The sequence below is a fragment of the Candidatus Leptovillus gracilis genome, assembly GCA_016716065.1.
Classification (GTDB): Bacteria; Chloroflexota; Anaerolineae; order Promineifilales; family Promineifilaceae; genus Leptovillus; species Leptovillus gracilis.
Window position 1 is genome coordinate 377,113 of record JADJXA010000003.1, and the last position, 12,130, is coordinate 389,242.

At 55.7% G+C, this 12,130-nt stretch carries 11 protein-coding genes and 1 pseudogene; 9 read left to right on the forward strand and 3 right to left on the reverse strand.

What is annotated here, in order from left to right; genetic code table 11:
- The first annotated feature begins 65 nt into the window (after window positions 1-65).
- From IPM39_10590 to IPM39_10620, 7 genes are all read left to right on the forward strand, one after another.
- Window positions 66-1,448: an efflux RND transporter periplasmic adaptor subunit gene (locus tag IPM39_10590; GenBank protein ID MBK8986512.1), complete on the forward strand. Its 1,383-nt coding sequence runs from the start codon at window positions 66-68 to the stop codon at window positions 1,446-1,448.
- Between the two features lie 21 nt (window positions 1,449-1,469).
- Window positions 1,470-2,135, forward strand: coding sequence for an ABC transporter ATP-binding protein (locus IPM39_10595; GenBank protein ID MBK8986513.1), 666 nt, complete (start codon window positions 1,470-1,472; stop codon window positions 2,133-2,135).
- 79 nt (window positions 2,136-2,214) lie between these two features.
- A complete protein-coding gene (locus tag IPM39_10600) occupies window positions 2,215-3,510 on the forward strand; it encodes an ABC transporter permease (protein ID MBK8986514.1) in 1,296 nt (431 codons plus the stop codon).
- A 135-nt stretch (window positions 3,511-3,645) separates the two neighbouring features.
- Window positions 3,646-4,212, forward strand: coding sequence for a hypothetical protein (locus IPM39_10605; GenBank protein ID MBK8986515.1), 567 nt, complete (start codon window positions 3,646-3,648; stop codon window positions 4,210-4,212).
- Window positions 4,213-4,342: 130 nt separating this feature from the next.
- Complete coding sequence (locus IPM39_10610; GenBank protein MBK8986516.1) at window positions 4,343-5,035, forward strand: response regulator transcription factor; 693 nt, start codon at window positions 4,343-4,345, stop codon at window positions 5,033-5,035.
- A 324-nt stretch (window positions 5,036-5,359) separates the two neighbouring features.
- The gene (locus IPM39_10615) at window positions 5,360-6,928 is read left to right on the forward strand and encodes a HAMP domain-containing protein (protein ID MBK8986517.1); all 1,569 of its coding nucleotides are present in this window, start codon (window positions 5,360-5,362) and stop codon (window positions 6,926-6,928) included.
- Window positions 6,929-6,933: 5 nt separating this feature from the next.
- On the forward strand, window positions 6,934-7,134 hold the full coding sequence (locus IPM39_10620) for a transposase (protein MBK8986518.1): 201 nt from the start codon (window positions 6,934-6,936) through the stop codon (window positions 7,132-7,134).
- Window positions 7,135-7,314: 180 nt separating this feature from the next.
- On the opposite strand, the gene IPM39_10625 is transcribed toward IPM39_10620, so the two are convergent.
- Together IPM39_10625 and IPM39_10630 are read right to left on the reverse strand one after the other, a co-directional pair.
- Window positions 7,315-8,892 (reverse strand): hypothetical protein, encoded by a 1,578-nt coding sequence (locus IPM39_10625; GenBank protein MBK8986519.1) that lies wholly within the window; start codon window positions 8,890-8,892, stop codon window positions 7,315-7,317.
- Entirely contained in the window at window positions 8,882-9,334 is a 453-nt protein-coding gene (locus tag IPM39_10630; protein ID MBK8986520.1) for a hypothetical protein, read from the reverse strand. Before IPM39_10630 ends, IPM39_10625 begins: the two co-directional genes overlap by 11 nt.
- 922 nt (window positions 9,335-10,256) lie before the next feature.
- Between IPM39_10630 and IPM39_10635 the strand changes: the two are divergent.
- Together IPM39_10635 and IPM39_10640 are read left to right on the forward strand one after the other, a co-directional pair.
- Window positions 10,257-10,840 (forward strand): annotated as a pseudogene (locus tag IPM39_10635) (group II intron reverse transcriptase domain-containing protein).
- A 495-nt stretch (window positions 10,841-11,335) separates the two neighbouring features.
- Window positions 11,336-11,488, forward strand: coding sequence for a hypothetical protein (locus tag IPM39_10640; GenBank protein MBK8986521.1), 153 nt, complete (start codon window positions 11,336-11,338; stop codon window positions 11,486-11,488).
- A 143-nt stretch (window positions 11,489-11,631) separates the two neighbouring features.
- On the opposite strand, the gene IPM39_10645 is transcribed toward IPM39_10640, so the two are convergent.
- Entirely contained in the window at window positions 11,632-12,087 is a 456-nt protein-coding gene (locus IPM39_10645) for a hypothetical protein (protein MBK8986522.1), read from the reverse strand.
- Between the last annotated feature and the right edge of the window lie 43 nt (window positions 12,088-12,130).

Genomic DNA, 12,130 nt, shown 5'->3' on the forward strand with positions numbered 1-12,130 from the left:
GAATACAAAACGGCCGTAAGCGAGTCCTACTCCCCACCGGCCATCGGCAAATATAAGGAACACACATGAATGGATCACTCAAAACAACGGGCATCATGCTCCTCCTCCTCCTTGTCCTGGGGGCGGGGTACGTAGGGTATTCCGGATCCAACGGCCAGGCGACTGACCTGATGGCGCAGCTACAGGCCAGGCTCGGTTCCGGCGATACGGCCGTTACCGATCCCACACTCACCCCACCTCCCACCATACCTGTCGAGCGCGGCACTGTAGAAGAAACCATCATCGCCCCCGGGCAGTTAGCCAGCGTCAAAGAACAGATATTGCCCGCTGGCGTGGGCGGCACAATCGCGGAATTGCACGCTCGGCCGGGTGATAGGGTGAAGGCCGGCGACGTGTTGGCGCAGATTGACCGACGGCCGTATGAAGAAGCCCTCTCCCTCGCCCAACTAAAACTTTCACTCGCTCAAGAGGAGTTGGCGCGCCAGATTGCCAACGCGGAATTGGCCGTGCAGAGCGCCGAAACCGGCGTCGCCTCGGCGCAGGCGGGTTATCCCAGCCTGACAGCCGCCCAAATCAGGGTGCAGCAGGCCCAAGAGGCCCTCACCGATGCCCTGGCTGCCTACAACAAAGCGTTTGATCCGGGGCGTGACTGGGAACTCAATGACCCTTACCGCGCCGACATGCTCAAAGCGGAGCGCGAAGCCGCCCCCCGGCAGGTGCAAATGGCCCAGGATAACCTGTCTATCGCTCAGGCGGAGTTGACCAGCGTGCAAAACCAAAGTTGGGCGAACAGCCAGAGCGTCAACGGGGCCGAAATTGGCGTCGCCAAAGCGCAGGCCGAATTGGATGCGTTACGCACCAATGGCGTAGATCCCTTACTGCAATGGGACGTGGACAAGGCGCAGGCCGGTCTGGACGCGACCACCATCACTGCCCCGTTTGCGGGCGTGGTGCTGGAAGTGGGGGTGCGCGTGGGCGAAAATGTAGGCGCAGGGCAAATGCTGTTACTTCTGGCCGATGTGCGGCAGGGTGAGGTGCTGGCCTCGGTCATTGAGGAAGATTTGCCCCTGGTACGTGTGGGGCAGCGTGTCGAACTCTACTTCGACGCCGCACCCGACAGCACGATTACCGGCACGGTTAGCCGCATTGTGCCCCAGCGCACGAGCACAGAGCGCCCGCTTTATGCGGTGTATATCAGCGTGGATGAGCTGCCGGAGATGCTGCTGCCGGGCATGACGGCCGACGCCATCATCATCATCCAGCGGCAGGAAGATGTGCTGCGGCTGCCCCGCACCTTGATTCGGGCGGGCAGTGATGATACGGCAACGGTGCAGGTGTGGCACAACGGTGTGGCGGAATCGCGCCCGGTACAGGTTGGCCTGCGTGGTGACACGTATGTAGAAATCCTCTCTGGCTTGACAGAGGGAGAGATGGTATTAGGCCAATAAAGGGCAAAGGGCTTACCGAAAATGACAAGCATCATTCAAGTCGAGAATCTGCAAAAGACGTACACGATGGGCCATAACGAAGTTCACGCCCTGCGCGACGTTACCTTTCAGGTGGCGGCAGGTGAATTTGTGGCCCTGACGGGGCCTTCGGGCAGTGGCAAATCTACGCTCATGCACCTGTTGGGCTGTTTAGACCGGCCGTCTGACGGCCGTTATCTCCTGCAAAACCGCGATGTGAGCCGCCTGTCGGCCGATGAGCAGGCGGAAGTGCGGAACCAACACATTGGTTTTGTCTTCCAAAAATTTAATCTATTGCCCCGCATTACGGCTTTAGAAAACGTCATGCTGCCCCTGCTTTATCGTGGCCGGGTGAAAGACGCCAGCCAGAAAGCCACGGCCGCGCTGCGCACGGTGGGGCTGGCCGACCGTGCCCACCATCGCCCGGCCGAGATGTCGGGCGGGCAGCAGCAGCGGGTGGCCGTCGCTCGCGCTCTGGTGACAGACCCGGCCATCATTCTGGCCGATGAACCGACCGGCAATCTGGACAGCCGCACTGGCGCGGAGGTGTTGGATTTGCTGCTCAATCTGGCGGCGAACGGCCGTACCATCCTCGTCGTTACCCACGATCCCTCTGTTGCCAGTCGCGCCGGGCGGGTGTTGCAAATGATGGATGGGGTGATGCAATGAAAGCCCTGGGAGCGCAGGCGTCTCGCCTGCCAGGGCGGACGGGACGTCCGCGCTCCCATTTTCAAGGGAGAAGAATGAGATGACGTGGCTCAACATGATTCGCACGGCCGTACAAGGCATTACCAGCAATAAACTGCGCTCCGCCCTGACCATGACGGGCATTATCATCGGCGTGGCTTCGGTGATCGCCATGCTGGCTTTAGGCAACGGCGCCCGCCGGGAGGTGGAGTCCAGCTTCCGCTTTCTCGGTTCGGACGAAATTGAAATTGGCATGGAACAGACGTTGGAAGATGGCGAAATGAAGCCGAAAGGCAAGCTGCTCTCCTTCGCCGATGGTCTGGAAATGGCAGCCAACGTGCCCCTGGTTGACCGGGTAGAGATGACCGTGACGGGGTATGGCAAGGCGCGCAACGGCCGTTATGTGGCCGACATCACCGCGACAGGCGCCATGGCCGATGCGCTGCCGGGTCTGGCGCAAAAGAATCAGACGCAGCCGCTGGGCTGGCCGGATGGTCAACCCCTGACGAATGAGGCGTTTTTGGCAAACGGCCGTTTCTTCACCCCCGCCGAAGTGGCTGGTGGCGCGGAGGTATGCGTGTTGGCCCATAAAACCGCGCTTGACCTCTTTGCCGGGGATGACCCGGTGGGCGAGACCATCTGGTTAAACCGCCAGCGGTGCCAGGTCATTGGGGTGCTGCGCGAATTAGAATCCACCGATCCGCAGGAGCGGTATGGCCGTACCAATATCAATGAAGGGCTTTATCTGCCGATTAGCACGGCCGTGACCCACTTGTTTGCCGAAGAGCCAGCCGTGAGCATTGCGGCGCATGTGCGCGACGAGACACAGATGGAAACGGCCAAAGAGCAAATCTCCACCTACTTGCGCCAGCGCCACGGCATCATCCTAGACGGCGCGGACAACTATACCGATGACTTCTATATGACCACCCGCCAGGATGTGTTGGGGGCCAAATTGGAAGCGGCTCGTACTTTTTCCCTGCTGCTGGCGGCCATGGCGACTGTCTCGTTGGTGGTGGGCGGCATCGGCATTATGAACGTGATGCTGGTGAGTGTGACCGAGCGCACACGAGAAATTGGGGTGCGTATGGCGATTGGGGCGCGGCGGCGCGACCTTATTCTGCACTTTTTGCTGGAGGCGATGTTGATTAGTGCGCTGGGCGGGTTGTTGGGTACGGCCGTTGGCATTCTGGTCATTCCTTTGGCGGCGCAGTTAAACGGCAGTCCGGCGCTGTTGCAGCCAAACAGCATCCCCCTGGCCTTTGGCGTGGCTCTGCTGACCGGGGTGGTTTTTGGCCTGTACCCGGCCGTGCGGGCGGCGCATTTGAAGCCGATAGATGCGTTACGCTACGAATAAGGCAGTTCCTTAAACCCGACCCAAAGCCCACACAATCTCCATCAAATCTTGACAACCGCTTACCTATAATACTTTCAAAACATGACAGGCAAATCTTTTAAGCCGTCATACAAACAAACTCTAGGAGAAATTGAAATGACCGAAGAAACAATCAGCAAGAAAAACAACCGTACAGGTTTATTCATTGGCGGAGCTTTCGTATTAATGCTGCTATTGGCCGCAGCCTTTATGGGCGGCAACCTCATGGCTCAAGCTGAGGGTGCAGTACCCTTATCCGATGTTGCCCAGTCCATCACGTTGCAAAATGGCAGTGTCGCCCAAAGCATCCCGGCCCCACTTATGGAGATGGCTGCCGAACTGCCCGCCAGAGCGCCGGAAACAAAAGGGCTGTTTGTTGGCCGCACCGATGACACCCTGACCATTGGGACAGGCAATGTCATGGCTATGATTTCCACTGAACCCAACGCCGTGCCGGAGTTTAGCTACGACGGCATCAAACAGAATGTCTTGGTGACAAACAAAACCAGATTGTACATAGATAGAACGGAGTACACTTTGGGCCAAACGGCCGTGGAACAAAAATTAGAGGAAGTGGAAAACCTGGACATGCTGGTGGAAAACACCTTCGTGGACGTATGGGGTGAGCGGTCTGGCGACCAAATCGTAGCCGATGTCATTCTCATGCGGCTATCCCAGCGATAAGGAACAGAATTTGTTTGGAGCTTGTTTAGAAGTTCAACTTCTTCTGAGAAGTTGAACTTCTTCCCCAACTTGTTTAACTATTGCCCCCGTCCCCTTTGCCTTTGACTTCCTTTCCGTTAAGATTCCGATGATGCCGCAAAAGATATTGGTAGTAGACGACGATGTGAAGATTGTGAACCTGGTGAAGCTGTACCTGGAACAGGAACGGTATCAGGTGTTCACCGCCTACGATGGGTTGCAGGCGCTGGAAATAGCCCGGCAAAAACAACCCGATCTGATCATTTTGGATTTGATGCTGCCGAAGGTAGATGGGCTGGATGTACTGCGGCTGCTCACCCAAGAAGGTGGGCCGCCCATCATCATGCTCACCGCCCGGCGCACGGAAGATGACAAACTGATTGGCCTGGAACTGGGCGCGGACGATTATGTGACCAAACCATTTAGCCCACGCGAATTGGTGGCGCGGGTGCGGGTGGTGCTGCGGCGGCTGCAAAAGGCGCAGTCTAGCCAGCCGGAGCAGGTGCAGCTTGGCGAGTTGGTGGTAGATTATGTGCGGCGAGAAGCAAGACAAAATGGCCGCATTCTTCCCCTGACCCCGGCGGAGTTTAACCTGCTGGCTTTCATGGCCCAAAACCCGGGCCGCGTTTACTCCCGCCAAAACCTGCTAGACGAACTGTTTGGCTACGACGCCGCCAGCCTGGAACGCACCATTGATACACACATCATGAACCTGCGCCGCAAAATAGAGCCTGACCCCGCCCACCCCATTTATGTGCAGACGGTATATGGGCAGGGGTATCGGGTGGAAGAGGGTAATCGGTAATCGGTGGCCGATGGCTGGTGGCTGGTGGTCAGAAAATTGGGTGTGGTTCAAGATTGTGAAAATATCCTTTACAAATGAGAAGTGTCATGCTGAGCGAAGTCTTCGGAGCGAAGCATCCCCTATGAATTGCATGACCAGAGCCGGAGGGATTCTTCCCCGTTCGGCTACGCTCAGGCCCGCAGACTCCGCTCAGACCTGTCCTGAGCAACGCCGAAGGAATGACGATTCGCCGACTGATTTGTAAAGGACAACTTTGGCTTTTTTAGCCATGCCGAAAATTGTAAAGCAGCTCTTCCAGAGTTCCGATTATTACCGGAAAAAGATATGCGCCACAAATTACAAACCCGCCTTTTCCTCACCCTCATCAGTGTCGCCGTGATCGCGTTGGCGATTGTGGTCATGGTTGCCATGCAACAGACGCGCCGCCAGTTTGGGGCGTATGTGGCTCGTGACCAGATGATCACCCTGAACCAGACGGCGCAACTGTTTGAAGCGCCCATTCTATCCGGCTCGTTGGCGGAACTGGATAGCCTGACGGCCAAAGTTGCCCAGGTGTATGGCATTCGAGCCTATGTGTACGATACGGTAGGGGTGATTGTGTCCGCTTCTGATGTGAAGCAGGTGGGGCAGAGGGTAACGGCCGTTTCCCTCCCTCCTGTGGGTCTGGCTCTCAGACAAGATGCGCCCAATGGCGAAGCCAGCACCGTCCACTTCTTTTCCGCGCCGGGAAACAACCAACTGGTAGAAGCAAATATTTCCATGCCCAACAGCGCCGATGTGGGCATTAGCAGTCAAACGTCTGTGGTGGATCTGCTGCCTGATGATGAATCCCACCTGGCGAGCGGCGAGGCTATCTCCCTGTCAGTCACCACACCCCAAGAGTTGGCTTACATCGTTGTATCGCCGCCCGATGTGTTGGTAGACACGTTTGCTAGCCAGAGCGCCTTCATCCAACTCGTCAATCGCGCCTTTGTGGCGGCTCTGGGCGTCTCGCTGCTGGTGGCCGTGCTGCTCAGTTGGGTCACGGCCCGGCGCATTTTGCGCCCCGTACAGACACTCACCACAGCCACCCGGCAAATGGGACAGGGTGATCTGAGCGTTCGTGTGGCGGTGCAGGGCAAGGATGAACTGGCCGAATTGGGGCAATCGTTCAACCAGATGGCGGCGGATCTGGCGCATCAGTCGGAACTGCGCCGTCATTTGGCCGCCGATGTGGCGCATGAACTGCTGACGCCGCTTACGGCCGTGCGCGGTCACCTGGAAGCTGTGCAAGATGGCCTACTGGAACCCACGCCAGACGTGATCAACTCCCTGCATGACGAGGTGATGTTGTTGGATAAGTTGATTGCCGACCTACAAGAACTATCACTGGCGGAAGCGGGGCAGCTTCATTTGGATGTGCAGCCAGTCTCGTTGGTTGACGTGGTGATGGGGGCGGTAACGGCCGTTACTCCCCAACTCGTCGGCCGCCATCTGACATTGACCACCCACCTACCGGATAATCTCCCCCTCATCGAACTGGATGTCCGGCGCATGGGGCAGGTGTTCCGCAATCTGCTCGGCAACGCCATCAAATACAGTGACCCCGGCGGGCAATTGACCGTCACTGTCTGGCAGTCGGGAGACGAACTGCTTGTCAGTGTAGGCGACACAGGCGCCGGCATCGCGCCCGAACATTTGCCCTACGTTTTCGACCGTTTCTACCGCGCCGACCCCTCACGGGCACGCGATACCGGCGGCTCTGGTTTGGGTTTGGCGATTGTGAAAGGGGTGGTGGAGGCCCATCACGGCCGTGTGTGGGCTGAAAGCAAACTCGGCGTTGGCTCCCTCTTTACCGTCAGCCTGCCGCTGGGGTTTCCCCAAAAAAGTGGACACACACAAGAGACAAATTGAGGGAGATGGTCAGTCAACAACTGCTAGACAAAATCAAAACGGCTCATGAAGCGAATCGTGGTTGTTACGTTAGCCCGCGCATTTACCACGAGATGAAAGACGAAATACCGTGCAGCGTGAACCGGGTGGCACGCTTGATGCGGCAGCATGGGTGTTTTTGCATATCCCACCCAAAAGGTATATTTCAGCGTATCTCAGTCGAGTAGGCTAAAGTAGATACGGTCTATTAATATGATTGTTTGCGATCATTTTTACTCGAGAAGGAATTTTGAAATATACTTTTTGGGTGAGATATACAAAAACACCCTATTTGTACACTGGTGATCAATTGCGCCCCGTTTCCGGGTCACAGGTCTCGCTCAATGGGTAACGTGCCTTTTGTACGCTTACTTTACAATTGCCGGCAGATAAACTTGATAGGGCAGCCACTCATAGGCGCCCATATCGGCGACGGCCGTACCGTCCAAATCCCCATCTTGCGGGCGCAAAACGCCAAGCAGATCATACAGCGGCGCGCCGGTGTTCGCGCCGGTGTCTATCGCCGAAGAGCCGAACTGCAAGCGATAATCGCCTTGAACCGCATCCACAAACTGCGGGTTATCGCTGATGTTACCTGCGCCGGGCCAGCCGCCTTCTACGGCCGAATAGCTGATGTGGGCGTCATTGGCGTCCGGGATATGGATGGATCCCCCGGCGTTGCCAAAGAGGATGCTGTTGGTGACGTACAAGTCCAGGCCGGTTTGCGGGTTAAAGTTGATGCCGGGGCGGTCAGTGCCCGGAGCATTGTTGGCGATGGTGACATTGGTGATCACGGCCGTGCCATTCAAATGCAGTCCGGCGTCTCCCAGGTTGTCGGCGATGAGGCTGTTGCTCAGGTGCAGCGCCCCCTCGCCCACGCGGATGCCGCCCGCGCCCTGGCGAGCCAAATTGTGGATGACGAGGCTGTCGCTGACGGTTAGATTCCCTTGGGCAATGATCCCGCCGCCGCCCCAACTGTCGGGCGAACCATCAGCCGTGTTGTGGTGGATCAGACAATTGCGAATGGCGAGGGTGGCATCCCCAGCTCGCACACCGCCGGCCTCCTCCCCATAACCGTTGGTGATGGTCAGGCCATCCAACACCACCTCGGCGTCGTGGTTGAATATGTCTACAACCGGCAGTCCAAATCTGCCCAGGTCGCCCGAATAGAAAACAGCTTGCGGGTCTGTCCAGGTTTGGCCGTTGGCCGATTGAGTATAGTAGATGGCGCCGTCGTCGTTGTTGGAGAACCACATCTTGAAGAGGCCGCCGGCGTAGATAACATGGGGGTCGGCCAATTGGTTGCCGCCGGTGATGAGGGGTTGGCTGCCAACAGCCGTCCACGTCTGGCCGCCATCGTTGCTGGTAAAGGCGCCAATGGAGGCCGGGTACGCCGGTCCCACGCCGGTGAAGAAGAGCCAATGATCCCCACCGCCATCTACAACAACCGAAGGCCCCCACACGGCCCATTCATACCAGTCGCCCGGCTGCGGCACAACGGCCGTGCCGATTTTGTCCCAATCAGCAACGCCATCGTCCGATTCGGCATAGGCGATGACATACCCCTGGTTGCCCCCGGCATGATACCACAGCCGATGCACGCCATTTTCCACCAGCACGGATCCATGCCCGACAAAATTTTCATCATAGCTGTTGGCCGTTGGCGTAAGAATGGGGGTCGCCGGGTTCACTGTCCAGGCAGTTCCGTCGGCGCTGGTCGCCCGATACAGAGAGCGCACGCCATCGGTCGCCGCCTCAAAATACATGGTAAAAGCCCCGGTTGCTCCCAGGACAAAGGGGCTGCGTTCAGAGGCAGGGTCGTTCCAGGGTGCGTTTTGATTGGTTAAAACCGGGTTGTTGGGATTACGCTGCCACGTCTGTCCATCGGCCGAGGTCGCTTCGCCTACTTCCACGTCGTACAGCAAATTGACGCCGTCATACCACATGCGGTACTGGCTGCCGTCCCACAGAACGGAGGGCTTTTTTCACATGACGGCCGTCCCAATCCCCCACCACCGGCTGAACAGCCGAACCATCCAGGATGGTCTCGTAAAGAGCCACGTCGCGGCTCCAACCGATGGGGTTATAGCCACCCTGCAACGTTACACTCATCTGGATACCGACGTTTTCCGTGTACGTTCCGGCGGCAATCAGCAAGACGTCGCCTGGATTGGCGCGGTTGTCCAGCGTGTATTGAATGGTCTGGCAGGGAGAAACGGCCGTACCGCACCCATCACCATCACTACCTGTCGTACTCGATACATACACCTCGCCGGGATCAGCCAACACCCCTAAAACGAGGACAATGAGTAGAACGGCCGTGGACAAGGCCCCAACCCATCCTGCCAGCCGATGCACTACTTGCTTCTCTAACTGCTGCATATTCATGACTTAGCTCCTTTTAGTTTGTGACACGAAGTTTCACGAAGGAGGCACAGAATTGCTCGAATCATGTTGCCTAACTTCCACGCCCCTTCGTGTCGTTGTCCCCGTGTCTCCTTTCAACGCCGCAACAGCGGCAAATACACTCTCAACGGCCCGATGAAACGCACATGGGACACATGGTACGCTCATTTTCGGCAGCGAAACAGCAGGTGCTGCGGATTCCGCTTCATGTAACGAAGTAAGGATTTATGGGGCGCGGAGTCTTCGGAGCCGCTCCATAATCCTGAGTTGAACTCAGCCACATTTGGCGAGAATTTTCTATTTGGAATTTAAGCCCTGGGGATGCACGACAAGCGCCGACTCCAACCCCCCATGACAGAAATCATTGTAGCAGTTTGGACTGGAAAAGGTCAATAAGTAGCATCTGGCCTCTAGCGGCCGTTTTAAAGTGTTTACTCGTGGCGGCGATAATGGCTGGGATGCGGATGAGCTTGTGGTGCTAGAACAGGGCTGAATTCCGAAACTGGCCGACCTGGTGGATGAGTCGATAACGGCCGTTGAACAAAGCCTTGGGCACAATCAGCTATCTTTTGGCTGGTCCTGGCACCCCCAATGATGCGGTTAGCCGTGGCGAATTTAAATCTCTCACTCTCAAAAAATATTCTCAGGACGGTAAAAGCGTCCCCAATTCTCAGGTCTATATGAGTGGTACTAACCGTTTTGGTGAATGGTATCCGTAACTTGATACAAAAAACGCTTCACCCACATAAGTTGAAATCAGAATCCCAAAACTAACTAGAGGAGGTTTGCAATGCGTAACCAGACGATGTGGATTTGGTATGGGTAAAGTGACCCCCCAGAACGGTTAAGATTGGCGCAAACGTTGCAACTATCCCAGACAGCTTGTCCTATACGGCGGGTTTGGATGCCAAACCGGGAAAAGTGGAGAAACGGCCGTTAGGCATTCCCACCATTGCCAACCGTGCTGAACAGGCATTAGCCAGACTGGCCCTTGAACCGGAATGGGAAGCACGCTTTGAACCAAACAGTTACGGTTTCCGACCAGGACGTTCCGCCCACGATGCGATAGAAGCCATCTTCAAAAACATCTGCCTCCAGGCAAAATACGTGCTGGAGGCAGACATTGCTGCCTGTTTCGACAAAATATCGCATTCGGCTGTGTTAGCCAAGCTGCAAACCTACCCTGCGATGCAGAGAGCCGTTCGCGCCGGGCTTAAGGCTGGCGTGTTGGACGGCGAGACGTTATTTCCTACCACTGAAGGCTCGCCGCAAGGCGGGATCATCTCACCTTTGATTGCGAACGCCGCCTTCAGTTGCGCTGGCGCGGTTGACCAAGACCTTTGCCATTCACCAAAACGCCAGCCGTCCGAGGCATCGCGCCAGCGTCAACTGGAACCTCCCATGCCTGGCGGGGCATTCCCCCACCAGAGAAACTTCCTTGCCTACATCCCCAAATCAGGTATCCTCTCCGTACCACACCAAAAATAAGACCGTACAATTCTTTGGTGTCATGGAAGCCCTCTTCCGGGAACCCGCACTGGAACATGGTTCTCGCTCCCCGGTGTTTTCACCATTAGCGGCACGCATCGCGTGACCCTGTTCAGGAAATTACTCTTACGTTGGGAGCGGGTTGGTGTGGTCACAGCTTAGAGTTGACCGATTTCTTTCTGACTTGGATTTAGTTCAAGTTCTGTTTTCGGTTATCAACGTCCATTTTATTCAACGGAGGTTAGCTTTGCTGTACCTATATAACATTGTTGCCGCTCATTTGGTCATTCTCTGCCGTCCAAAAACCAAAAATCTACCTCCACAACACGTTTTTCGAGCCATTTTTGGCTTCCCAGGCCACAAAACGGAAGTTTCTCAGGAAGGGTTGTTAAGACTTCTTCTCTTTCTGAGCAACAACTTCCAACGCCTTTGCCGAAGCAACTACTCATGACCTGGCTGGTTTTGGCGCTGGCGTTTGCCCACGATTTTTAACGAATGACGGCCGCTTCCCATCCACCACTTTTGCTATCCAAACCGGCCGTTCCTACCCAACATCGCTTCATTTCGCAAAACCTACAACAGCCGGTGGCGTTTCACGTCTACCACTTTTGTTTTACCGGACGGCCGTTCCCCATTGCCAAACGCTGAATAGCTTTCATCTAGGCCAATGCTCCCGCTATGAAAAGAAAACCGCAAAAGCCAGAACATAACCGAGACACCTGAATTTACCAGTCCGAGGCACAATTATTAACGTCTATACAAAAAACGAAAACCCTCTGCAATCGACAGCCCTATTCACCGTCGTTCAAATCAAGCCAAAAGACCGGGTCCGCTGCGGAAAATTGACTAAAACGAAACTGGATGGGGATTGTTTCACCTGACTGCAAATTGAAAATCAGATTTTTTGGCTCATCTCCCCCTAAACGAACTGCCATTTGCAAACCATCTGCACTAAATGCGGGACTAAAGAAATTTTCATAATCCTTTGTCTCTCCATCCACTGCCACAGTACGCAAAATCCAGGCATCTACCTCTTCGCGAAAACTAACATAGGCTAATACATGGCTTGTTCGATTCCAGATAATTGAAGATGTATTAAAAGGATCCAGATAACCGCCAACTTGGTCTGTGGCAACAAGCGTAGCATTGTGGAAACCATAAACATTGAGTGTGTCATTTTGGTCAACCAAGGCAAGATAACGGCCGTCCGGTGAAAATTGACCAAACCAATACTCAGGTAGGGACAATTTTTCGATAGGTGCCTGGGGTCACTTTAATCCCGATCAAGTG